The organism is Acinetobacter sp. 12966 (assembly GCF_031196995.1).
Lineage (GTDB): Bacteria > Pseudomonadota > Gammaproteobacteria > Pseudomonadales > Moraxellaceae > Acinetobacter > Acinetobacter geminorum.
In genome coordinates this window covers 1-22707 of the sequence record NZ_JAVIMC010000051.1, presented here as the reverse complement: position 1 = coordinate 22707, position 22707 = coordinate 1, and the positions used below count along the sequence as shown (strand labels likewise).

The window sequence follows — 22707 nt, the reverse complement described above, 5'->3', positions numbered from 1 at the left end:
AATGGATTAAATTGCCAAAAAAGGGATTAATTTACAAAAAAACGATCAAATCCTTCAATGGAATAGGAAAAACTGACAATTCTCTAAACTTTACCCTTCACAATTTTAAGGTTTAGGTTTTAGTATTCCTTTCATTGTAAATTTGAAGAAATATAGGGATATCCACGCTCAATGTTCAAATCATTTTTTCCATCACCACGGTATTTTTTTATATCTGCGGTCATTTGGATCGCACTCAATATGATGCTTTGGTATTCAGGTGGAAACACGTGGGGAACTTTTATCGGGTTTCCTCAAGGCTATCATGATGCTCAACTACCAGTGGGTGTGAGCCGTTTTTGGTCTCCAACTTTCTTATGGTTTTATGTCTGGTTTTTAGTCTCTACTGCGCTCTTTGCTGGATTTTGGAAAATTGTTTCTAATAATCCATGGCAGGGTTGGTCAGTGTGGGGTTCCGCATTTATTTTGTTTAATATTTGGTTTGGTGTTCAAGTCAGTGTTGCGATTAATGCATGGTATGTACCATTTTGGGATTTAATTCAAAAAATGCTTTCGGATGGCGGAGGAGACCTCTCAGCATTATATAGTGAGACAATGGTCTTTCTTTATATTGCTATGGTGGCTGTGACTCTTGCTGTGATTAATGCCTTTTTTACAAGCCATTATGTATTTCGCTGGCGTACAGCAATGAATGAATATTACACAGAACATTGGGAAAAGCTTCGTCATATCGAGGGGGCTTCACAGCGTGTGCAAGAAGACACTATGCGCTTTGCAACCATTATGGAAGACTTAGGCGTTGAACTGGTGAAAGCTGTTATGATCTTAATTGCCTTTTTACCTATTTTATTTCAACTGTCTAAACATGTTCCTGTTTTACCAATTGTTGGTGAACTAGAACATTCTCTAGTATGGGCTGCAATTGTATGGGCTGCTTTTGGTACTGTTCTTTTAATGGTAGTTGGTATTAAATTACCTGGACTCCAATTTAATAATCAAAAAGTAGAAGCGGCTTATCGTAAAGAATTAGTTTATGGTGAAGATCATGTAGAGCGTGCAAGACCAGCTACTTTAAAAGAACTATTTAGCAGAGTTCGTAAAAACTACTTCCGCCTCTATTTTCATTATGCCTACTTTAACTTGGTAGCAACTTGGTATAAGCAATTAGATATTTTATATAGTCTAGTTGTTTTATTTCCTGCAATTGCAAGTGGGAAGATGACGTTAGGCTTGATTAACCAAATTGGTGGTGTATTCGATAAAGTTCGTGAATCCTTCCAATATTTAATTAGTTCATGGAAAACAATTATTGAACTGCTTTCAATTTATAAACGTTTAAAAGCTTTTGAATCGATATTGCATAAATAAATGAAAACCCGCGAAAGCGGGTTTTTTTTATAAGTATCGGATTAGTGCGTTGCATTATAAAAATTGAAGATAGGGCCAACTAAAGACTGCTGCGATTTATCTAAGGTGACTTGAATCTCTTTATAGTTAAAAGTGTCTTCATCATCATATTTGGCAATGCCATGGGTTTTATTGTTCACTTGTGGAATTTGATAACTAAAAAAAGCCACTTTTTTAGAAGGGTGAACAATATTGATGAGTTTTTTAGGATCTTTAAATCCGCCAAATTCATTTTCCAGACTTTCTTTTAATAGTTCGGGAAAATAAAGCGTTGCATTGGGTAAGCCACATCCAACGCAAAATGAAGAGTCGTAAAGTTCTATTGCTTGCTTCTGATCTGGACTCATTATTAGAGCAAAACCAGTTCCATTCGCACCTGCATTTGCATGCACATCTTGCCAGTTTCTTGGAACGAGCACTAAACCTGTTTCAGGTAATGCAAGAAGCTTGAGTTGCTTGGCATGTTGAGCCTCGAGTTTGAAATTAAAACGGCAGCTTTTAGGAGTACAGGTTTCAAAGTCTTTAAGTAAACCATTCTCTGTTGGGCTTTGTGCCGTCACACCATAAAAAGGGATGGCAATGCCGTTTAAAAATTTTGCCTCTCCAAGAGCGTAGAACTGATTGTCTGCTTTGCGGGTCGCAGCAGAGCTATAAAATTTGGGGAAATGGGGTGTAAAGCTTTTTACTTCTGCATAAGCAGATGAAGTTAAACTGGTAAATGCAGTAAATAATAAAAAATTCAGTTTTTTCATTTTTAGTAAGTAATCAATTTAAATTTTATATAAATCTAGCATATTCTTTTAAACTAGAAGGTAACTCAAAATTTAAACTGTTTTAACCTAATAAGAAAAACAGACCTATCGAGATATGAAATAATGAAAAATATGCTTTCAATCTGCTGTTTAGCGGTAATGAGTTCTTATAGTTTTGCTCAAGAAATCAAAGGTATTTCATTTTCACACCAAGAGTGGGAGGTTTCTTGCAGTAATACGGGAACATGTAAGGCTGCAGGTTATCAAAATGAAGAAAATGGTGACAATCCAGCTTCAATTTTATTAACACGTAAAGCAGGCCCAAAACAACCTGTGCAAGTTGAATTTGCTTTGTCAGACTATGAACAAAGCATGCCCGAAAACCAGCTTAAAAATATCCATTTTTATATAAATGGAAAAGACTTAGGCGTTGTGACTGTAGATGGTACTGAGCTGCCAATTATGGGTAAGCTAAACAGCTCGCAAGTCAATGCTCTACTAGAGCAGTCGAAACAGAAGACTGAAATAGTATTTAAAAATGCACAGCATAAATGGAAAATTTCTGATGCTGGAATGACTGCTGTGTTATTAAAAATGGATGATTTTCAGAAGCGTATCGGAACTGTTGGGGCTTTGGTTAAAAAGGGCAGCGCCAATGAAACCAAAGTGCTTATGCCTGAGCCAAAACTACTTGTTAAACGTATTAAGACTTCAAACAAACCTTATTTAACTTTACAGCCTAAAAATAAACAGTACCAGGCAATACACCATAGTTTAATGGCTGCTAAACCGGATCTGAAAGAATATGGCTTTTGTGAAGGCGTTTATGGCAGTAATAGCGATGGAGCTGAACCACAGAAAATTGAGCTATATAAACTAACCAATAAGAAAGTTCTGGCAACTACGTTGTGCTGGAGAGGCGCCTATAACGAAGGGTATGGCGCTTGGGTACTCGATGAGTCCTTAAATGGTAAGGCCGCGTTTGTGACTGAATCCGCCTCAGATTTTGATAGCGGTATGATTAGCAGTGCTCAAAAGGGCAGAGGCATTGGAGATTGCTGGGTAAGTGAGGAATGGGTGTGGGATGGCAAGAGTTTTGTACATACTAAGGATATGTGGACAGGTATGTGCAAAGGCTTGGCAGCAGGTGGGGTGTGGGAGCTTGATCGAATAGAGTCTGTAGTGAAATAAGTATTTTGCGGTTACAGAGTCATAACAGGTAACTTTGGTGACTCTGTGATAAAAAGAACAGATTGTTTATTGGAGCTAGACCTATGTCACATCATCTTTACGCTATTGCTCGCCGTAAGTTTTCACATCTGAGCCGTTCAGTATGTGTAGCGGCTGCTGTATTGGGGACTACTCAAATTGCGATGGCTGGCCCAACGGTTGATCAGTTAAGTGACTGTCTGGTTAAAGCAACAACTGCCTCTGACAAAACTACTGTACTTCAATGGACATTTACGGCTTTAGCTGCCCATCCCGATTTAAAAGCATTTAGTAATGTAACACCTGAGCAAAAGGATCAGTTAGATCAAAAACTGGCACAGGTTTTACAACGTGTGATTGTTGAGCAATGTTCAACCCAAACTAAAGCTGTGATTCAGGCTGAAGGCGTGAAAGCAGTTGGAGAAGCTTTTCAACAGTTAGGTCAAAGTGCGGGTGAAGATATTGTTAAAGACCCGGCTGTTAAACAGCAGTTGCAGGGCACATTACGCTATATTGACTTAAATAAATTAGTGACGACGTTTTTAACGCCAGAAATTTGGAATAAATTAGGAATTACAAGATAAAAATCTAATTTTCTATTTTAGTAATAAAGCCTGCTATCTAAATGCAGGCTTTATTGTTTCTGGGATGAAGAGATCTCTTAGATCGTAATTGTAGCCCCTAAAACTTTCACAAATTGAGCTAACCAAGCTGGATGTGCAGGCCAAGCTGGTGCTGTCACTAAATGTCCATCTGTAACGGCTTCAGTCACGGCAATGTCTGCATATTGTCCACCTGCCAGTTTTACTTCGGCCGCACATGCTGGGTAAGCTGAGCAAAGGCGGTCTTTTAACACATCTGCCGCAGCAAGTAGCTGAGCACCATGGCATACAGCTGCAATTGGTTTTTTCACTCTATCGAACTCACGTACAATTTCGACAACGCGATCATTCATACGTAAATATTCTGGTGCACGACCACCCGGAATGACTAGGCCTACATACTCTTCGGTATTAACGGCATCAAAATCATAGTTAATCGCGAAGTTATGGCCCCGTTTTTCGCTATAAGTTTGCTCGCCTTCAAAATCATGAATAGCAGTCGCAATATGGTCGCCGTTCTTTTTATTTGGGCAAACAGCATGTACGGTATAACCTAAACCAGTTAAAAACTGAAAAGGAACCATAGTTTCATAGTCTTCGGCATAGTCACCGACTAGCATTAGAATCTTTTTAGACATGATTTATCTCTTTTATTTAAAATATATGTGATTTCAATTTGTAATTTAAATTAGCACAATGAAAGTATGATTTTTAGCAAAAAGTGCATTCTTTAGTTGAAGGGTGGCTGAAGTTAGAGGGTGAGAATAACAAATACAGTTTTTGATAATTCACTGGTATTAGTTACGTGATAGGCGACATGGATGTCGCCGTTAGGCAGAGGTATCAGGGATGTGCCTTCTGCCTAACAGATGGTTTTGTTACTTTTGCCAAAACAAAAGTAAAGCTATTTTTTTTAACCAAATTTCTGATTATCTAGGAAAGTAATTAAATCTTTATTTGAGTTAATTTCATCGGCTTTTATTTTTGATATTATTTTTATTATACTCATAGCTAAGTAGTATCTTATTTGCTTTAACTCTTTGGTTTCAATATTTATGTTTTCACCATGTGCAATACCACTACGTTTTGCATATAAATTGCACATAGTGTTGTAAACTAGTTTTCTACTTTCAATGTCATCTTTAGCTATTAAAAAAGCAGTGTTTTCAGCTAATACTTTTGTAATGGAGTCTCTACCTGTAGTTAATAATGATTCCATTCCAATAGCACAGAATAAAAAGCTCTCATTTAAACTTTCCGAATTAATGGATACACTATACCAATTTATAGAAACACGCAATTTCTCTAATAAGTCATTGTTAAAGCTATTAGTTAGTATAGGAAAGCATAATTCTTTAAATTTAGAACCAATATTACTTAGACTATCTATATTATTCCTTTGTGAAAAGCTAAAATCGACATTGTAAATAATTTCATCACTTAATGCGCTAGTACTTAATTCGTCATAATTTACGCATAATGGTTGAATTCTATCTTTAACTTCATAAGTATGTACTTGAATGTGGAATTTATAACTTTTTGATATATGAGTGATGAAAATAATTTGATTTATGAACTCTTTAGCATCATTTTTACTTTTTTCTTTGGCCATTAATGGGTCGCCAAGATTAGAAACCTCAATAACTGTTTTATTTTTATATTTTTTTATTGTATTTTTTAGCTCTTTTAAAAATATATCTTTGGGATTAAATGTCCCATTTCTTTTTCGCTCATCTATGACTAGTTTTATATTTTTATTTATTTTTTCTGAGAAGGAAATGTTGTTTGAGTTTTTTTCATTAAAATTTCCAAGAGTTATATTTTCAAATGAATATATTTTATCGCAGTTTAATCCTTGGATAATGAAATAGAAGAAATTAGTTTGTTGACTATAAGTTTTCAGTTCTGAAATAACTTTATTAAACTCAGAAAATATATCTAAACTACTATTCTGAACATATTCTTTGAATAGTTTTTTTATTTTTTTATCTATAGTTTCCAAAGCTATTAAATCAATTAGATTGGTTGTTTTTAATATAGAGGTAAGAAATACAGTCCAATTAAGAGATGTTTCTATTGAGAAACCGTAACTTATATCACTTAAAGTAGCAAAGCCGCCTGAAGCCATGGCTGTATGAAAATCAAGCATATTGTCTTTAAAATAATCGAAATATGTAATTATAGATCTTGGTCTATCTATTTTTATTTTATTAAAATCCATAAAAAACCCCACTTTAAGTGAGGTTTTTATCGCATAAAAACAATGAATTAGTCAATAAATCAACCAATCAATTTTTTCATTAATTCATTTACTTGCGCAGGGTTAGCTTTACCCTTAGATGCTTTCATGACTTGACCAACAAGACCGTTAAAGGCTTTCTCTTTACCAGACTTGTATTCTTCAACCATTTTTTCATTGGCTGCAAGTACTTCTTTAATGATTGCTTCAATTGCACCTGTGTCAGTTTCTTGCTTTAAGCCTTTTTCCGCAATAATGTCATCGGCAGATTTACCTTCCGATTCCCACATAAAGCCAAAGACTTGTTTTGCAATCTTACCGCTAATGGTGTTATCAACAATACGAGCAATCATGCCGCCAAGCTGTTCAGCAGAAACAGGAGAGTCTGCTAAGTCTAGGCCTGCTTTGTTTAAAGCACCAGAGAACTCACCCATTACCCAGTTTGCCGATACTTTACCTTGCTTCGCACCGCCAGCAGCAGCCACAACAGCTTCATAGAAGTCTGCCATTTCGCGTGAGAGCGTAAGTACATGTGCATCGTACTCAGTTACACCAAAGTCTGCGATAAAGCGTGTACGGCGTGCAGCAGGGAGCTCTGGAAGTGCAGCGCGAGCAGCTTCAATTTGCTCATCAGCAATAATCACAGGTAACAAATCTGGATCGGGGAAGTAGCGGTAGTCATTCGCTTCTTCTTTAGAACGCATAGAGCGCGTTTCCATTTTGTTTGGATCGAACAAACGAGTTTCTTGGTCGATACTTCCGCCGTATTCCAAAATTTCCATTTGGCGTTCAATTTCAACATTGATCGCTTGCTCAATGAAACGGAATGAATTGAGGTTTTTAAGTTCACAGCGCGTACCAAAAGGTTGGCCCGGGCGACGTAAAGATACGTTACAGTCCGCACGGAATGAACCTTCTGCCATGTTACCGTCAGAAATACCTAACCAACGTACTAGCGTGTGAATCGCTTTGATATAAGCAACAGCCTCTTCAACCGAACGCATGTCAGGTTCAGAAACGATTTCAAGCAAAGGTGTACCAGCACGGTTTAAGTCAATGCCAGACATACCTTCAAATTGGTCGTGTACAGATTTACCAGCATCTTCTTCAAGGTGAGCACGAGTTACGCCAATACGTTTAGTCGTACCATCTTCAAGTTGGATGTCAATGTGACCCAAGCCCACAATCGGGTTGTCCATTTGGCTAATTTGGTAGCCTTTTGGAGAGTCAGGGTAGAAGTAGTTTTTACGCGCAAACACAGATGCTTGATCGATATAGGCATCAATCCCTAAACCAAAGCGAATAGCAAGATCAACTACTTTTTCATTTAAAACAGGGAGTACACCCGGCATAGCCAAATCTACTAGGCTCGCTTGTGTATTTGGGTCTTGACCAAATTCAGTTGATGAACCTGAGAAAATTTTAGAATTGGTTGCAAGCTGAGTGTGAATCTCGATACCAATAACGACTTCCCAACCGTCAATCAGTTTCAACTTTTGAGCTTCAGTCATTATGCATTCTCCTCAGCAATTGCCGCACGTTGAGTATGGAAATCGGTGTTTTGTTGGTATTGATGAACAATCGACAATAATTGCGATTCCGACCAGTAGTTACCAATCAACTGTAAGCCAATAGGCAAGCTATCTTTATCAAAACCAACAGGAGCATTAATCGCTGGTAAGCCTGCTAAGTTCACTGCAAGCGTATAGATATCACCTAAATACATTTCAGTTGGAGTTAAGTTCGCACCAATTTTATAAGCAGTTGTTGGTGCAGAAGGAGCAGCAATCACGTCTACATTTTCAAATGCTTTTAAAAAGTCTTGCTGAATTAAACGACGTACTTTTTGTGCTTTCACATAGTAAGCATCGTAATAACCTGCAGAAAGTGCGTATGTACCAATTAAGATACGACGTTGAACTTCTGGACCAAAACCTTCTGAGCGAGAACGCTTATAAAGATCCATTAAGTCAGCTGGGTTCTCACAGCGGTAACCGTAGCGAACACCGTCATAACGTGACAAGTTGGAAGATGCTTCTGCTGGCGCGATGAGGTAGTACGTTGGTACGTAAGCTTCAGTCATGTTGAGGTCAATCTCAACAAGCGTTGCACCCATTTCTTCAAGCTTTTTCAAAGATTCTTCAACACGTGCTTTAACGTCTGCATCTAAGCCTGCAACGTTAAAGTACTGCTTAGGAATACCAATGCGTAAGCCTTTTACAGATGTGTTATTCAGGTTTGCAACGTAGTCATCAACTTCTTTTTTAACCGAAGTCGAGTCTTTAGCATCATGGCCTGCAATTACATTCATCAGGTAAGCACAGTCTTCAGCAGAGCGTGCCATTGGACCTGCTTGGTCTAATGATGATGCATAAGCAATGATCCCGAAACGAGATACACGACCATAGGTTGGTTTTAAGCCTGTTAAGCCACAGAATGACGCAGGTTGACGAATTGAGCCGCCTGTATCAGTACCTGTAGCGAAAGGCGCTAAATCAGCCGCTACAGCCGCAGCAGAACCACCTGATGAACCACCAGGAACATGGTCAAGTGCCCATGGATTGCTCGTTGCGCCAACATATGAACTTTCAGAAGTTGAGCCCATGGCAAACTCGTCCATGTTCACTTTACCTAAAGTGACAAGACCAGCTGCTTTAGTTTTTTCAACAACAGTTGCATCGTAAGGAGAGATGAAGTTATCTAGTATTTTTGAACCAGCAGTCGTTTTAATGCCTTTGGTACAAAATATATCTTTATGAGCAAGAGGAATACCCGTTAAAGCTGTTGCATTACCTGCTTTTAAAGCTGCATCGGCAGCGTTGGCTTCAGCAAGAGCTTGTTCAGGCGTAACCGTCACGTAGCTTTTTACCAGTGGGTCAATTTTAGCAATACGTTTTAAATAGTGTTCAGTCAGTTCGCGAGATGAAAACTTCGCTTGGCTTAAGCCCTCAGCAAGTTCACGAATTGATAAGCGATGTAAATCAGTCATGAGTAAAATTTCTTTACATTCAAAATAGGGAAGATGGATTAATTGACTAAAAGTTATTCAATCACGCGAGGAACAAGATACAAACCATCTTGAGTTGCTGGTGCAACTGCTTGGTATTCATCTCGATGATTGCTTTCAGTTACCACATCAGCACGTAAAGGTTGAGGATTGTCAAAAGGACTTTTCAAAGGTTCTACGCCTTCCGTATCAATGCCTTTTAAGGTTTCCATCATGCCTAAAATTTTATTTAGACTTTGAGCATATTCAGCAGATTGCGTATCATTGAGCGACAATCGAGCAAGATTGGCGATTGCTGAAACTGTTTGTGCATTTAAATCTGCTGAATGCTGTGCATCCGATGTAGACATAACATCACCTAATCAGTATTAAAAATTTTCAAAATATCGTGCGTTATAATAAGCGATTGACTTGTTCAAATCATCACATTTAGTTTAAAGTTGCCACCTTGCATCCACATGAAAGTTTAACTGAGAACGAACCGTGATTCTAAAACGACTAATTGGCTTGTTTTCGCCGGATCTAGCCATTGATTTAGGTACAGCAAATACACTTATTTATGCACCAGGCCGCGGCATTATATTAAATGAACCAACAGTTGTGGCAATTCGTCACAGTGGTTCACAAAAAATTGTTGCTGCTGTAGGTTTAGATGCTAAGCAAATGCTGGGCCGTACGCCTGCGAATATTTCTGCAATTCGTCCAATGAAAGACGGTGTAATTGCGGATTTTGAAGTGACTGAAACCATGTTAAATCAGTTTATTGGTAAAGTTCACGAAAAACGTTTGTTCCCACCTGCACCTCGTGTAGTTGTATGTGTACCATGTAAATCAACTTTGGTCGAGCGTCGTGCGATTCGCGAAGCAGTATTTAATGCTGGTGCCCGTGATGTTCGTTTGATTGAAGAGCCTATGGCGGCAGCAATTGGCGCAGGTATGCCAGTTGAACAAGCATGTGGTTCTATGGTTGTGGATGTTGGTGGCGGTACAACAGAAATTGCAATTATTTCATTGCAAGGTTGTGTCTATGCTGACTCTTTACGCATCGGCGGCGATGTTTTTGATGAGCAAATCATCAATTATGTTCGTAAAGCTCACGGTTGTGTGATTGGTGAAACTACTGCTGAAATTATTAAAAAAGAAGTAGGTATGGCTGTTTCTGATGGTACAACATTAGAAATTGAAGTACGTGGCCGTAACCTTGCAGAAGGTGTGCCTCGTGCAATTACCGTAACTTCTGACGAAATTACTCAAGCTATTTCTGATCCGTTACAAAGCATTGTAAGCGCTGTGAAATCTGCTCTTGAGCAAACTCCTCCTGAACTTTCTTCTGATATTGCTGAGCGCGGTATTGTGTTGACAGGTGGTGGTGCGCTACTTCGTAATCTTGACAAGTTATTGGCTCAAGAAACTGGTTTACCAGTTGTTGTTGCTGAAGATCCTCTTACTTGTGTAACCCGTGGTGGTGGTAAAGTATTAGAATTCTTCGACAACCCGAACCATGACATGCTTTTCGTCGGTTAAGTTTAAGGATTAGGCGGTGCAACCGAATATTTTTTCAAGACAGCCGCCATCTTTCCGCTCGTTCATTATTGCGGTCATTACATGTTTGGTTGTGCTATTCTTTGATTGGCGCATGCCTTATGTAATTCAGCCAGCAAGGGATGTCTTGTACGCTGCATATAACCCAATTTATGCATTGGCTAGTTATCCGGTACTGTCGAGAGAATGGCTGAATCAACAAACAAAATCTGAAGCACAACTGCGTCGTGAAAATACCGCGATGCAGGCTGAGCTTTTACAAGCTCAAGTCCGCTTACAGAAGCTTTCTGAACTGTCAGCTGAAAATACCCGTTTACGAGGACTTCTTGATACCCCATTAATTATTGATGGTCGTATGGAAATTGCCGAAGTGATTGGAACAGATGCAGACCCATTACGTCATATCATCATTATTAACCGCGGCTCTATGGACCATCTAAAGGTCGGTCAAACGGTTTTGGATGATAAAGGTATTATGGGGCAGATCATTAGTGTATATCCTCATAGCTCACGCGTGATGTTGTTATCAGATAAAGAGCATTCACTGTCGGTACGTCTTGAGCGTACAGGAATGCGGGCGATTGTTTCTGGTACAGGTGATTTGGGCCGTTTAAAAATGGAATATGTCCCGACCAGTGCGAATATTCAGGTGGGTGATAAAGTGTTTAGCTCAGGCTTGGGTGAACATTTCCCAGCAGGTTACGCAGTGGGTACAGTTGCCAAAATAAGACGCCATAATTCAGGTGAGTTTGCTGAAATTGATGTAACACCATCAGCACAATTAGCAACAGGCCATCATGTAGTTGTACTTTTCTCTGAATCATTAGCGAAGGAGCAGCCATATGCCGATCGCTAAACTTAAACGAGAAAAGCGTAAAGATCCATTATGGGGAATTATTCTCTCCGTTATTGTGGGTTCTGTACTCATGGTTTATCCGCTATCCTATGATATTTCAGGATGGCGGCCACTGTTCATGTTAATGATCATGCTATTTTGGGTGGTATGTCAGCCAACATGGTGTGGGGTCTGGTTTGCATTTGGGATGGGGATTTTTACAGATTTACTGCTTGATGCACCTTTAGGACTCAATGCCTTAAGTTTTGTAATTGTGACTTTTCTTACCCGTTTTTTAATTCGGGAACGCCGTATTTTAACTTTTGTTAATTTATGGACGATAGCAACGTTGGTCATTATTGCCCATTTAGCATTTATGTGGGTAACACAGACGATGGGTGGAATTCATTTTTCAATTGCTAGACATTGGCAGCCTTTGATGACAAGTATCATCACATGGCTGGTCGTCTATTATTGTTTGGCAAAATGGCGCATATAGTTTTAGCATCTAGCTCTCCTCGTCGGAAGGAGCTGTTGCAACAGCTAGGCTTGGATTTTGAAATCTATAGTCCTGACATTGATGAGTCTGTTCATGAAAATGAGCTGGTTCATCACTATGTTGAACGGTTGGCTAGAGAAAAAGCTCAAACTGTATTGAAGCTTTTTCCAGAAGCTATTGTTATTGCTGCCGATACAAGTCTGGGACTTGACGGTCAAATTATTGGTAAGCCTGAATCGAAAAATCATGCCTTTGAAATCTGGAAACAATTATCTGGACGTTGGCATGATGTGTTTTCGGGACTGTGCGTTGCGACTCAACAACAGATGTTAAGTCAGGTAGTGCAAACACAAGTTGAGTTTCAGCGCCTGACTACACAGGATATGGAAGATTATTGGACCACGGGTGAGCCTGTTGGAAAAGCGGGTGGATATGCAATTCAAGGAATTGCCTCGCAATATATTCCCCAAATTCAAGGAAGTTATAGTAATGTGGTAGGACTTCCTTTATACGAATTTGCACAGTTATTCAAAAGAGTAAAGACATAAGGGGTTGTTATCATTCTTCATTGAATAGCATTGTCGATGAACACTAGACAACGTTAAAGTTAACAGCTTCTCTGACTCTTTAATAAAAAATTTTATAATGCTTTGAGTTTATGTATGTCAGAAGAACTACTTATTAATGTCACGCCTATGGAGTGTCGGGTGGCATTAATCGAAAATGGAACTGTTAATGAACTGTATGTCGAGCGTACAGTTAAACGCGGTTTAGTCGGCAATATCTACAAGGGTAAAGTTGTACGAGTGCTTCCGGGCATGCAAGCTGCCTTTGTTGATATTGGTTTGTCTCGAACAGCCTTTTTACATATCAATGATATGGTTTGGCCTCGTTCACAACCTACCCCGAATGTTTTTGAGCTATTACATCCTGGGCAAACCCTTACTGTCCAAGTAATGAAAGATATGTTGGGCACAAAAGGCGCACGCCTCAGTACAGATCTTTCAATCCCTTCTCGCTATTTGGTTTTAATGCCGTATGGCAACCATATTGGTGTTTCACAGCGTATAGAGTCTGAAGAAGAGCGAGATCGTCTGCGTAATATTATTGAAGGTATTCAATCTGAGCATAATTTACCCGGTAGTGTGATTGTCCGTACGGCTGCAGAAGGTGTGGACGAGGCAGAAATTGCACAGGACATGTGTTATCTGAGCAAATTGTGGGAGTACATCCAGCGCAAGCAGACGGATGTTGCTGTTCCTTCTTTAATTTTTGAAGAACTTCCATTACCTCAACGTATTATTCGCGACTTAGCAAGCGAAGAAACCGCAAAGATTTATGTAGATTCGCGAGAGATTCATGCAAAACTGCTTGAGTTTGTAGATGAGTTTGTCCCGAATATGAAGAGTCGTCTCATCCATTATCCGGGGGAGAGACCACTATTTGATCTTTATAATGTTGAAGAAGATATTCAAAAAGCCTTACAAACTCGGGTAGCTTTGAAGTCGGGCGGTTATCTGATGATCGACCAGACTGAAGCCATGACAACGATTGACGTTAATACAGGTTCATATGTAGGTGGTCGTAGTCTTGAAGACACTGTTTTTAAAACCAATATGGAGGCGACTCAAGTTATCGCGCGTCAACTTAGACTGCGTAATTTGGGTGGTATTCTGATTATTGATTTTATTGACATGCAAGAAGCAACTCACCGTGAAGAGGTGATGCGTCAGTTTGAGAAAATGCTTGAGCGAGATCACGCGAAGACCAAAATTACTCAAGTGTCAGAACTTGGTCTGGTCGAAATGACGCGTAAACGAACTCGTGAATCATTAGAACACTTGTTATGTGAATCATGTCCAACATGTCAAGGACGTGGTTTTGTCAAAACAGCGGAGACAGTATGTTACGAAATATTTCGTGAGATATTACGATATACCCGCGCATTTGAGTCAACGAGTGGCTTTACTGTTGTTGCCCATCCTTCTGTGATTGACCGATTATTAACAGCAGAAGCACCAGCAGTAGCCGATTTAGAGCATTTTATTAACCGTGTTATTAAATTTCAGGTCGAAAATTTATATACGCAAGAGCAATACGATATCATTTTAAGTTAAAGTTGTAACAAGATATCGCTTAATCCTTGTTACAACTGAAATTTTACTTTCATTCATGAATTTTAAATACTACTTACATACAGTAGCCCTAGACGTTCTCCCTATTAAACGTCTTAGCAAACAATAAGAGGTATAACCCATGAATGTAAGTGAAAACTTAATTAGCAACGGTCTTAAACATGTTTTAGAAAGCACGCCAGTAAATAGCTGCTATATGTTGAATGACCAAGGTAAAGAAGTACCGATTACAACTGCAATGATTCGTTCAGTATGTCATCAGTTGCTTAACCAGTGCCGCACAATCAAAAAATAAGGGGCCAATTCAAAGCCCCTTAATTTTCTAACTTGTTGAATAATGTTTCAGCTGTTTCTCTGCAATAATTTCTTCAAAACGTTGAATCTCATCTTCTAAATGAGTCAAAAGGTTTTGCATTTTCGGCAAAGCATTTCGACAAGCTGTTAATCCAACTTCAAGCTTATCTAAATAACTGGTCATGGTAATGTTTAGAGCTTGTCCATCCATGACAATTGAAGCAGGGTAGAGCGCATCTAATTTCGCGCCATTCCAATAAAGCGGCTCACGTGGTCCTGGTACATTAGAAATTACTAAATTGAACGCCTGACGCTTAGGAAGCATTCCTGACATGATATTTAATCCTGCCGGACCATAAACAACTGCACTATAGTTTAAAATTTCATTCGCAGTCATACGGCTAAAGCGTTGCTTTGAATTCTGCATGCTACGGCGAATGATTTCTAGACGTTCTAACGGTTGATCTTTGTGCGTCCCTAGATTTGCCAAAATCATGGTAATTCGATTACTCATGTCAGAATCATCTGTACGTAATGAAGCTGGAACCATGGCAATAAGTGGCTTTTTAGGTAAGCTGTTTTGGCTAATCAAATATTCACGTAAAGCGCCTGAACATACAGCTAGAACAACATCATTAATTGTCACGCCTAATGCTTTTGAAATTTTTCTAAGGCGGCTTAATTCAAATGATTGGGCCGCAAAACGACGTGAAGCACTGACTCTTTGGTTCAAAATAGAAACTGGTGCCTGAAAAGTAGAAACATAATCAGGATTTTTACCCATTTCTTTAAATATAGTCTGAGATAACTCGTGCATGACTTTTGGAGCTATGTCGAGTTGAGATTTAATACCGCCTAAAATACTCTTAATTTTACTAGTACTTGGAGTTGGTACTTTTAGACGCTTAGCTCTTTTGCTCTCAACACACCATAAAGGAACAACATGTTTCTCTTCTGGTGTTTTTGATAGAGATTTCTCAATCAAACGCATACCCGCAACACCATCTACCATGGCATGATGGATTTTAAAATACATGGCAAAACGATTGCCTTCGATTCCTTCAATAATGTCACAAGTCCAAAGTGGCTTTGCACGATCAATTAGTGAGCTATGCTGCTGTGAAATATAAACCAGTAGTTCACGAATACGGCCCGGGTGAGGCAAAGCAATGTGGTGAAAGTGATGATCGATATCGAACTCTTCATCTTCATCCCAAAATAGACCACTTAAACGGTTATTGAAGGGCGGAATAGGAATGCTCTTTGAGCGTTTAATATCTTCTACTAAATCATGTACAAAGGTTTCTGGTGCATTTTCAGGAATTTCAAATAAAAATAATCCACCGACATGCATGGGTTGCTGTCTTTTTTCAAGTGACAGAAAAATGAAATCAATTGGGTGTAATGGACGCATAAATCATTGTGCCTCATGCATTTTTCTAAGAAGCCCTTATATGAGCTCTTATTAGAATTATAGAACCGTAAAATTAAGTATATAGCGTTTAGAGTAGAGAAAATATGACTTTGTGTACGGAACATGACATAAAAAAAACCACTGATTTGCCAGTGGTTTTTTGATATCCAATTACTTTTTCATATTACCTGCGTGTAAGCCACACTCTTTTTGAGTGGCTTCTTCCCACCACCAGCGTCCTTCACGCTCATGTTGATTTGGTAATACAGGTCGCGTACATGGTTCACATCCAATAGAAACAAAACCACGCTCATGAAGAGGGTTATATGGAATTTCCATCATACGGATGTAGCTCCATACCTCAGCACTTGTCCAGTTCGCTAGAGGGTTATATTTAATGAGTTGCTTACCTGGGCCAGAGAAACCTGCATCAGCTTGTACTACGGGAATCTCTGTACGCGTACCAGGGCTTTGATCTTTACGTTGACCCGTAATCCAGCCATCTAAAGTCGCAAGTTTTTTACGCAAAGGCTGAACTTTTCGAATACCGCAACATTCCTGATGCCCATCTGTAAAAAAGCTGAATAAACCTTTTCCGTTTACCATGTTTTGAACAGCTTCAGATTCAGGGAAACAAATTTCGATATTGATATTGTAGTGTTTACGGACAGTTTCAATAAATTGATAAGTTTCGGCATGCAGGCGGCCCGTATCGAGACTAAATACACGGAAAGGTTTGCCTAAGCGTGAAGCAATATCAATTAACACAACATCTTCTGCTCCCGAAAATGAAATTGCAATTTCACCTTGTTGGCTTAAGGCAAGTTCTAAAATTTCTCGAGGGCTTTTGGTTGCATATTCAGCAGCAAGAGCATCTACGATATCAATAGTCGGAATAACGGTCATGTGTGTTCCTGGCAAAAGGCTTGGGCGCATTGAGTTATGAAAAATATTCTAAAGGATAGTTGATAAAGTGCTTAGCACTTTAATTTCGATCCTTATGAATAAAATTGATTTGATCAATAACAACGCAAAACTGAAAATCTTAATGGTATGATACAGCAATTTTTAACCAACATTGGAAGCATTCATGGAAATCGTATGCCTAGATCTTGAAGGGGTTTTAGTTCCTGAAATCTGGATCAATTTCGCTAAAAAAACAGGGATTAAAGAACTCGAAGCAACAACTCGTGATATTCCGGATTATGATGTTTTAATGACTCAGCGCCTTAATATCTTAAAACAACACGGTTTAGGCTTAAATGACATTCAAGAAGTTATTGCTGAGATGGGACCATTACCAGGTGCAAAAGAGTTTGTTGAATGGGTAAGTACTCATTTCCAACTTGTGATCTTGTCAGATACTTTCTATGAATTTGCACATCCTTTAATGAAGCAATTAGGATGGCCAACAATTTTCTGTCATAAGTTAGAGACAGATGAAGAAGGTATGATTACCGCTTATAAACTACGTCAACCAGATCAAAAACGTGAGTCGGTTAAAGCATTACATGGTTTAAATTTCCGTGTAATTGCTGCTGGTGACTCGTATAACGATACAACCATGCTTGGTGAAGCAGATCATGGCTTTTTATTTGATGCCCCTGCAAACGTGATTGCTGAGTTTCCTCAGTTTCCAGCTATTCACGGATATGATGCATTAAAAGAAGCAATCCGTTCAGTTTCACAGCGTACAATACCAGCTTAAGAATAAATAATAAAAAAGGCGCTTTAAGCGCCTTTTTTATTGAATGAGTCTTGAAACTTAGAATTTATAACCAAGTTTTAAACCATAAGCGATAGCGTTGTTGTCAGAGAATTCTGCAACATAGTAGTCATCGCTACCAGCTTGGGCACCAGTTTGAGCTTTGGCATCACCCAACCAGAAATATTTTACACCGCCAGCAATAAAGGTTTGTGGAGTAGGGCTGTATTGAACACCTACGCCTACGTTCCAGTAACCTTCAGTTGGACCTAAAGTTGTTACAGGGTTGCCTGCGCCAGAGTCCCAACCTACAGAAACGTTACCCGCCCACTTGTCGTTAAGTTTACGACCTACACCGGCGTTAACAGACCACTGGTCATCAGAATATTCCACTAAATTAAAGCCATTTGGGCGGCTAGGAGTTGCTATTGGACCTACAGCTTCTGATACTTTGCCAAATTTATATGGACGAATTGCGAAATCTTTCCAATTTACCCAGCGTACATTAGCGAATGCAACTGTATTTGCCATAATCCCTGTCTGGAAATCAAGGTTTACAGACTGAGGTGTAGTAATTGTAGTTTTTCCTTCTAATTGGTTAGCAGCAATAGCCTTGCCAATTGTTTGTTGAATTGCTCCAGCTTGGGCAGGAGTTAACTGACCAGCTGCAACTAATTGTCCAATAGTTGATCCAAGTGCTCCAGCATTGGCTGTAATTGAATCTGCAAGTGCAATTGTTTCATCTGCATTAATTTTATGGTCAATTTCTGAGCGGTATGTAATCGATGCCTTAAGTGCAATTTCCGGAATTTGGAAAGCGGCCCCAGCTAACCAGCCAGCTGCTCCATCTTCAGGAATTGAAGCGTCATAGCCATTATATAGGCTATATGCAGAACCTCTTAAATGAACATTTCCTTTAATCGTTTGGTATACACCGCCACCATAAAAGTTAAAATTTTCAGTGGGTTGGAATCCAAAGATCATCGAAATATTTTGGGTGTCAACCTCAACAGAAGTAGCACCTTGAGTTCCGCCTAAAGCACCTGTTGTAATTGGTAAAGTGCCAAGAATTGGATCTGATGGGCTTGCTACAAAAGCATTATTACCAGAATATTGTGCATCGGCTCCAAATGGTTGATCGTATAGTAAACCAAAAGAGAATTTATCAGTAAGTTGTAGTTTTAAGGCTGCGCTTGGGAAGTAATAATCTTCTCCCATATCACCAATATTACGACCTGTTTTGATTGTACCGGCTTCCTTACCAGCTACATCTGGGTCTAAAACAGAAATTCCAGCTTCAAAGTAATTACCAGGCTGCAAAAATGCAGAGATAGATTGTCCAGAGCGATCCAATGCTGCTGCAAAAACCCCAGTTGCAGGCAGCGTTGCTAAAATCATTGCAGTGCTCAGATGTTTTAATTTCATTTTAATCTTTCCTTGAACTTCAAGACATTTTTTTAAAAGTAACAGAGTTAAACCGTTTAAACTGTGTTGCCTTCAAAGCTCCTAATTACAAGTAATAGAAGCTTTGATAACTCCATGTAACAAAAATAGCATAATTACAATAAGAGTAAATCTGTTATATGAACTGAGGAGTACTCACTTTTTATACAAATAATGTCAATAATGGATGAAATATGAAGGAATATTTCTATTGTTTAATTAATTTAATTAATTGATATTTATATTTTTTATCTATTATTGGAGTGGTTTTATTTAATGACATTTTTGTCACAAATCCAAGAAAAATGGTCAAAGATTTTTTTGTAAAAATATGATTTAAGTGATTATGAAATGAGTATTCGTAGTCATTTTTAGTTGATAAGTTTAGTTTATCTACATCTGTATATTATTGATTCAGTTTTATATTCTTAGCCTTATAAAAAAATTTACCTTAATTTTTTTACCATTTGATCTATTTTTTTTGAGCGAATTTGGATTCTATATTTGAAAGTTATATGCAATAAAAAAACGAAAATAGTAATCTAAATTCGGTTATTTAACTTTTAGAGCTAAAACATAGCATTAGAGTGGATATAGTTTTTCATCAAATTGCTCAAGCTTTGGAAATATTAATGACTCAAGCTGGTCCAAATGAGTAAGGTAGATTACATAGTCTTCAAGAAGGGTTTCTCGTGCTTCTTGGCTAATATAAGGTACATGGTAAGCAATGAATGGAGGCAGGACTTCAAAACCAGCATATGCCAAAGTACCACGTTGAATCGGGGATAAATAATTTTCAATTGGACCATGAATAGAGTTTTCTCCAAACATGTGTGTTCTACCACCGAGTGTTAAACACAACATCGCTTTTTTACCTACCATGCCGCCGTGGTTGTAAAACCGTTTGCCTCCATAAAAAAGCCCTGAGACAAATACGCGATCAATCCAACCTTTTAAAATTGCTGGCACAGATGTCCAATAAAGTGGGAAATTTAAAATGACTAGATCTGCTTTTTTAACTTTTTCAATTTCTGCTTGAATATCTGGAGCTAGAAGTTGATTTTTGCTGGCATTTCTTTGTTCTAGTGCATAGTTAAAATACTCAGGCTGATTAAGCTCTAAGAAATCCTCTTTGGATGCAATAGGGTTAAATTGCATCGCATATAAATCTGAAATTTCTACACTGTGCCCCAATTTTTCTAAGGTTTGCTTAGCTGTATTTTTTAGAGCAGTGGTGAAAGACTGTGGTTCTGGATGAGCATGGACAATAAGAATGTTCATAAGGTGAGACCTGTATTCTTTTCAGAAATTATGCTGTCTGGTGCAATTCAGCGGATTTTGTTTTGAATAACTATGCATCAATTTAAAAGGATGGCATAGTTCATGAACTGACAGTTTTTACCATTTCGCGCCATTTTATTTTGCTCATCGGCTTGCTTATGAACCCAGAATTACCCGGAACGTATATTAATTTAATTGTCGAGACTATTAAGCGGTGGGGTGTCTCTGGTGAGCAGCTTTTAGATGGAAGTGGAATAACCTTAGACCAATTAGAAAAGCCTTACTGGTATGTTGAGTTCAACACCTTAAATCAGCTTATTGAACGGGCGATTGAGTTATGCAAAGAGCCAGCACTAGGAGGGTATTTAGCTTTAAACATGACAGCTTCATGTTATGGTTCAGTTGGAATGGCTGCCATGGTTTCTCCAAATTTAAGAGAAGCGCTGAAAATACTTGAACAATTCATTGGTTCACGTTGTAAGGTTTTTAAACCAGAATTAAAACAAGAAAATAATGAAGCATATTGGTCCATTCATCAGCCCGTCAATGCATTTCAGCTGAGCTCAAATGCCAACATTTTTTTGTTAGTCGGTTTTGTTCAAATTGCGAAAAAATTAACAGGGCTTTCTCATTTGGGAAAAGTTGAATTACAAATGCCAGAGCCGATAGGTTTTGACCAAATCAGTCATCAACTGGCTGTGACTTGTTTATTTAATCAAAAGTTTAACCGTTGGATATTCCCAAAAGAGTATTTAGCACAGCCTGTATTAACAGCAGACCCAATGCTAGCGCCGTTGTTAAATGCACAATGTAAGCGGGATATAGAGAAATTAAACTTAAAAAGTGGTTGGAAAGGGCAAGTCAAACAAGTTGCCGAAAAATTGCTTTTAAATGGGAATACTGACGCATTAAAAGTTGGGCAAGTGGCTCATATCATGAATATGTCGGAGCGAACTTTGCAACGCTATTTAGCTCTTGATCATACTAGTTTTACCCTCTTGGTAGACTCACTGAAAAAGGAGCATGCCCAGAAACTTTTAGCTCAAAATAACATGTCGATCGAAAAAGTCGCTTTAATGCTAGGTTATGCCGAGACTTCTCACTTCACTCGTGCGTTTAAGCGCTGGATGGGGATGACGCCTAAATATTTCCGAACCCAGCATAAAATGGCGGATTCAAATTAAAGGGCCATAAATTTAACTTCATGGCCTTTCATTTATCATATGAATTAATTAAGTAGATTGTTCTGGCTTAGATGAGAGTGATTCAATCACTTTAAAATAGCTAGGTGGTGCCGGAACATGGCCACGCTCTCTCAATAAACGATGCATACGCGGCAATTTGAAGTAGGGCACCGAAGCCATTAAATGATGTTCCATATGGTAATTGACATGAATAGGCGCCACAAAACTTCTAGCAATCCAACCTGCACGTGTTGTTCGTGTATTGGTTAAAGCTGTATTACTCGTTTGCATACCTGCATGTTCGGCCATTGAGCGAATTCTTAAAAATAAAGGAAAGGGTGTTAAATAAGCTAGGGGCCATAACCAATAAAATCGTTGTTGACCAAAAGCTTTTAAAACACAATAAAGAGCAACATTGGTAGCAATGGCGCCGCTACTGTTTTTTATAAGACTTTTGGCATAGTCAACGAAATCTTTATTGCTTCGATCTAACCAGACTTGATCATTTGCAACGGTCCATTTCATTAGATCTAGATCCATTAATACTCGGCCAAAGCTAAACTTTAATCCTGTCATACCTGTTAAGTCGCGTAAAAATTTACGAGTAAGCGATTTTTTGTTTACAGGAAAACCAGAAACTAACGAAAGATCGGGGTCATCTGGAGTAGAGGTTTTTGCATGATGACGGACATGATGTACGCGGTATTTTTGTAGATCATTCCAGATTGGACGGGCGCATAGCCATTCGCCTACAAAGTCATTTATTTTTTTATTTTTGAATAAGCTCTTATGAGATGCATCATGCATCAAAATTGCTAGGCATAACTGGCGACCTGCCAATATAGCTAAAGCTAGCATACAAGCGAGTAATTTTCCCCAGTTAGGTAAGTAATCCCACATCATGATTAAGCTAGCAAATGTTCCGCCAATAACGGCCCACGTACTAGCAACGGCCCAAGCACCGTATATATCTGAGGGTTGTGTGAGTTCCTGTATTTCTTCTCTGCTAAATAGATCGGTCACACTCACTTGTGCATTCATTTTTATTCTCCCAAAACAGATTTTTGGTATTCATATTTAATATTACAAATATAATTATAAAATTTTAAAAAGTGAAATATTTGTTTGTAAAAAAATAGGCTCTACGGAATATCTAGTG

General features: G+C 38.6%; 22 protein-coding genes. 11 read left to right on the top strand and 11 right to left on the bottom strand.

Features of this window, described 5'->3' with window-relative positions:
- Nucleotides 1-171 precede the first annotated feature (171 nt).
- Nucleotides 172-1368 carry a peptide antibiotic transporter SbmA gene (sbmA, locus tag RFW85_RS07000; RefSeq protein ID WP_309171302.1) on the top strand — a complete coding sequence of 399 codons (1197 nt, stop codon included), beginning with the start codon at nucleotides 172-174 and terminating at the stop codon, nucleotides 1366-1368.
- A gap of 41 nt (nucleotides 1369-1409) precedes the next feature.
- Here sbmA and RFW85_RS06995 read toward each other — a convergent pair whose 3' ends face one another.
- The gene (locus tag RFW85_RS06995; RefSeq protein ID WP_309171301.1) at nucleotides 1410-2159 is read right to left on the bottom strand and encodes a DUF4850 domain-containing protein; all 750 of its coding nucleotides are present in this window, start codon (nucleotides 2157-2159) and stop codon (nucleotides 1410-1412) included.
- 123 nt (nucleotides 2160-2282) lie between these two features.
- On the opposite strand from RFW85_RS06995, the gene RFW85_RS06990 reads away from it, so the two are divergent.
- Both RFW85_RS06990 and RFW85_RS06985 read left to right on the top strand, forming a co-directional pair.
- Nucleotides 2283-3350: a DUF1176 domain-containing protein gene (locus RFW85_RS06990; RefSeq protein ID WP_309171300.1), complete on the top strand. Its 1068-nt coding sequence runs from the start codon at nucleotides 2283-2285 to the stop codon at nucleotides 3348-3350.
- An 83-nt stretch (nucleotides 3351-3433) separates the two neighbouring features.
- Nucleotides 3434-3952, top strand: coding sequence for a hypothetical protein (locus RFW85_RS06985; RefSeq protein WP_309171299.1), 519 nt, complete (start codon nucleotides 3434-3436; stop codon nucleotides 3950-3952).
- A 77-nt stretch (nucleotides 3953-4029) separates the two neighbouring features.
- Here RFW85_RS06985 and RFW85_RS06980 read toward each other — a convergent pair whose 3' ends face one another.
- The 5 genes from RFW85_RS06980 to gatC all read right to left on the bottom strand — a co-directional run bounded on the left by RFW85_RS06980 (nucleotide 4030) and on the right by gatC (nucleotide 9566).
- Nucleotides 4030-4608 (bottom strand): DJ-1/PfpI family protein, encoded by a 579-nt coding sequence (locus RFW85_RS06980; RefSeq protein ID WP_309171298.1) that lies wholly within the window; start codon nucleotides 4606-4608, stop codon nucleotides 4030-4032.
- A 275-nt stretch (nucleotides 4609-4883) separates the two neighbouring features.
- Nucleotides 4884-6191, bottom strand: coding sequence for a HEPN domain-containing protein (locus RFW85_RS06975; protein ID WP_309171297.1), 1308 nt, complete (start codon nucleotides 6189-6191; stop codon nucleotides 4884-4886).
- A gap of 59 nt (nucleotides 6192-6250) precedes the next feature.
- Nucleotides 6251-7720 carry an Asp-tRNA(Asn)/Glu-tRNA(Gln) amidotransferase subunit GatB gene (gatB, locus tag RFW85_RS06970; protein ID WP_309171296.1) on the bottom strand — a complete coding sequence of 490 codons (1470 nt, stop codon included), beginning with the start codon at nucleotides 7718-7720 and terminating at the stop codon, nucleotides 6251-6253.
- Entirely contained in the window at nucleotides 7720-9198 is a 1479-nt protein-coding gene (gene gatA, locus RFW85_RS06965) for an Asp-tRNA(Asn)/Glu-tRNA(Gln) amidotransferase subunit GatA (protein ID WP_309171295.1), read from the bottom strand. The genes gatB and gatA overlap by 1 nt, the downstream gene beginning before the upstream one ends.
- A gap of 53 nt (nucleotides 9199-9251) precedes the next feature.
- A complete protein-coding gene (gatC, locus tag RFW85_RS06960) occupies nucleotides 9252-9566 on the bottom strand; it encodes an Asp-tRNA(Asn)/Glu-tRNA(Gln) amidotransferase subunit GatC (RefSeq protein WP_000107699.1) in 315 nt (104 codons plus the stop codon).
- Nucleotides 9567-9699: 133 nt separating this feature from the next.
- Here gatC and RFW85_RS06955 point away from each other — a divergent pair, with 133 nt between their 5' ends.
- From RFW85_RS06955 to RFW85_RS06930, 6 genes are all read left to right on the top strand, one after another.
- A complete protein-coding gene (locus RFW85_RS06955; RefSeq protein WP_000601379.1) occupies nucleotides 9700-10740 on the top strand; it encodes a rod shape-determining protein in 1041 nt (346 codons plus the stop codon).
- Nucleotides 10741-10756: 16 nt separating this feature from the next.
- Entirely contained in the window at nucleotides 10757-11614 is an 858-nt protein-coding gene (gene mreC / locus RFW85_RS06950) for a rod shape-determining protein MreC (RefSeq protein ID WP_309171294.1), read from the top strand.
- Nucleotides 11601-12092 carry a rod shape-determining protein MreD gene (mreD, locus tag RFW85_RS06945; protein WP_309171293.1) on the top strand — a complete coding sequence of 164 codons (492 nt, stop codon included), beginning with the start codon at nucleotides 11601-11603 and terminating at the stop codon, nucleotides 12090-12092. The genes mreC and mreD overlap by 14 nt, the downstream gene beginning before the upstream one ends.
- Nucleotides 12080-12640, top strand: coding sequence for a Maf-like protein (locus RFW85_RS06940; protein ID WP_025465969.1), 561 nt, complete (start codon nucleotides 12080-12082; stop codon nucleotides 12638-12640). The genes mreD and RFW85_RS06940 overlap by 13 nt, the downstream gene beginning before the upstream one ends.
- A 114-nt stretch (nucleotides 12641-12754) precedes the next feature.
- Nucleotides 12755-14209 (top strand): ribonuclease G, encoded by a 1455-nt coding sequence (gene rng / locus RFW85_RS06935; RefSeq protein ID WP_005064412.1) that lies wholly within the window; start codon nucleotides 12755-12757, stop codon nucleotides 14207-14209.
- A gap of 139 nt (nucleotides 14210-14348) precedes the next feature.
- Nucleotides 14349-14522 carry a PA1571 family protein gene (locus RFW85_RS06930; protein ID WP_002116397.1) on the top strand — a complete coding sequence of 58 codons (174 nt, stop codon included), beginning with the start codon at nucleotides 14349-14351 and terminating at the stop codon, nucleotides 14520-14522.
- Nucleotides 14523-14549: 27 nt separating this feature from the next.
- Here the strand turns inward: RFW85_RS06930 and RFW85_RS06925 are convergent, their stop codons facing one another.
- Both RFW85_RS06925 and RFW85_RS06920 read right to left on the bottom strand, forming a co-directional pair.
- Entirely contained in the window at nucleotides 14550-15935 is a 1386-nt protein-coding gene (locus RFW85_RS06925) for a wax ester/triacylglycerol synthase family O-acyltransferase (protein WP_309171292.1), read from the bottom strand.
- Between the two features lie 171 nt (nucleotides 15936-16106).
- Complete coding sequence (locus RFW85_RS06920; protein WP_309164982.1) at nucleotides 16107-16841, bottom strand: phosphoadenylyl-sulfate reductase; 735 nt, start codon at nucleotides 16839-16841, stop codon at nucleotides 16107-16109.
- A 184-nt stretch (nucleotides 16842-17025) separates the two neighbouring features.
- Here RFW85_RS06920 and thrH point away from each other — a divergent pair, with 184 nt between their 5' ends.
- Nucleotides 17026-17643, top strand: a complete 618-nt coding sequence (thrH, locus tag RFW85_RS06915) for a bifunctional phosphoserine phosphatase/homoserine phosphotransferase ThrH (protein ID WP_002116438.1) — start codon at nucleotides 17026-17028, stop codon at nucleotides 17641-17643.
- Between the two features lie 57 nt (nucleotides 17644-17700).
- On the opposite strand, the gene RFW85_RS06910 is transcribed toward thrH, so the two are convergent.
- Together RFW85_RS06910 and RFW85_RS06905 are read right to left on the bottom strand one after the other, a co-directional pair.
- The gene (locus RFW85_RS06910; RefSeq protein ID WP_060466062.1) at nucleotides 17701-19065 is read right to left on the bottom strand and encodes an outer membrane protein transport protein; all 1365 of its coding nucleotides are present in this window, start codon (nucleotides 19063-19065) and stop codon (nucleotides 17701-17703) included.
- A gap of 600 nt (nucleotides 19066-19665) precedes the next feature.
- Nucleotides 19666-20364 carry an NAD(P)H-dependent oxidoreductase gene (locus RFW85_RS06905; protein WP_309171291.1) on the bottom strand — a complete coding sequence of 233 codons (699 nt, stop codon included), beginning with the start codon at nucleotides 20362-20364 and terminating at the stop codon, nucleotides 19666-19668.
- A gap of 158 nt (nucleotides 20365-20522) precedes the next feature.
- Here RFW85_RS06905 and RFW85_RS06900 point away from each other — a divergent pair, with 158 nt between their 5' ends.
- On the top strand, nucleotides 20523-21548 hold the full coding sequence (locus tag RFW85_RS06900; protein ID WP_309171290.1) for an AraC family transcriptional regulator ligand-binding domain-containing protein: 1026 nt from the start codon (nucleotides 20523-20525) through the stop codon (nucleotides 21546-21548).
- 48 nt (nucleotides 21549-21596) lie between these two features.
- Here RFW85_RS06900 and RFW85_RS06895 read toward each other — a convergent pair whose 3' ends face one another.
- The gene (locus tag RFW85_RS06895) at nucleotides 21597-22589 is read right to left on the bottom strand and encodes a fatty acid desaturase family protein (RefSeq protein WP_309171289.1); all 993 of its coding nucleotides are present in this window, start codon (nucleotides 22587-22589) and stop codon (nucleotides 21597-21599) included.
- Nucleotides 22590-22707 lie beyond the last annotated feature (118 nt).

Bases quoted from the DNA above. Each gene is read 5' to 3' on its own strand.
- thrH (WP_002116438.1), top strand. From the start codon at position 17,026: ATGGAAATCGTATGCCTAGATCTTGAAGGGGTTTTAGTTCCTGAAATC.
- RFW85_RS06910 (WP_060466062.1), bottom strand. From the start codon at position 19,065: ATGAAATTAAAACATCTGAGCACTGCAATGATTTTAGCAACGCTGCCT.
- RFW85_RS06995 (WP_309171301.1), bottom strand. From the start codon at position 2,159: ATGAAAAAACTGAATTTTTTATTATTTACTGCATTTACCAGTTTAACT.
- mreD (WP_309171293.1), top strand. From the start codon at position 11,601: ATGCCGATCGCTAAACTTAAACGAGAAAAGCGTAAAGATCCATTATGG.
- RFW85_RS06930 (WP_002116397.1), top strand. From the start codon at position 14,349: ATGAATGTAAGTGAAAACTTAATTAGCAACGGTCTTAAACATGTTTTA.
- RFW85_RS06990 (WP_309171300.1), top strand. From the start codon at position 2,283: ATGAAAAATATGCTTTCAATCTGCTGTTTAGCGGTAATGAGTTCTTAT.
- RFW85_RS06925 (WP_309171292.1), bottom strand. From the start codon at position 15,935: ATGCGTCCATTACACCCAATTGATTTCATTTTTCTGTCACTTGAAAAA.
- RFW85_RS06980 (WP_309171298.1), bottom strand. From the start codon at position 4,608: ATGTCTAAAAAGATTCTAATGCTAGTCGGTGACTATGCCGAAGACTAT.
- RFW85_RS06975 (WP_309171297.1), bottom strand. From the start codon at position 6,191: ATGGATTTTAATAAAATAAAAATAGATAGACCAAGATCTATAATTACA.
- rng (WP_005064412.1), top strand. From the start codon at position 12,755: ATGTCAGAAGAACTACTTATTAATGTCACGCCTATGGAGTGTCGGGTG.
- RFW85_RS06940 (WP_025465969.1), top strand. From the start codon at position 12,080: ATGGCGCATATAGTTTTAGCATCTAGCTCTCCTCGTCGGAAGGAGCTG.
- gatA (WP_309171295.1), bottom strand. From the start codon at position 9,198: ATGACTGATTTACATCGCTTATCAATTCGTGAACTTGCTGAGGGCTTA.
- RFW85_RS06895 (WP_309171289.1), bottom strand. From the start codon at position 22,589: ATGAATGCACAAGTGAGTGTGACCGATCTATTTAGCAGAGAAGAAATA.
- RFW85_RS06920 (WP_309164982.1), bottom strand. From the start codon at position 16,841: ATGACCGTTATTCCGACTATTGATATCGTAGATGCTCTTGCTGCTGAA.
- gatC (WP_000107699.1), bottom strand. From the start codon at position 9,566: ATGTCTACATCGGATGCACAGCATTCAGCAGATTTAAATGCACAAACA.
- sbmA (WP_309171302.1), top strand. From the start codon at position 172: ATGTTCAAATCATTTTTTCCATCACCACGGTATTTTTTTATATCTGCG.
- RFW85_RS06985 (WP_309171299.1), top strand. From the start codon at position 3,434: ATGTCACATCATCTTTACGCTATTGCTCGCCGTAAGTTTTCACATCTG.
- gatB (WP_309171296.1), bottom strand. From the start codon at position 7,720: ATGACTGAAGCTCAAAAGTTGAAACTGATTGACGGTTGGGAAGTCGTT.
- RFW85_RS06900 (WP_309171290.1), top strand. From the start codon at position 20,523: ATGAACCCAGAATTACCCGGAACGTATATTAATTTAATTGTCGAGACT.
- RFW85_RS06905 (WP_309171291.1), bottom strand. From the start codon at position 20,364: ATGAACATTCTTATTGTCCATGCTCATCCAGAACCACAGTCTTTCACC.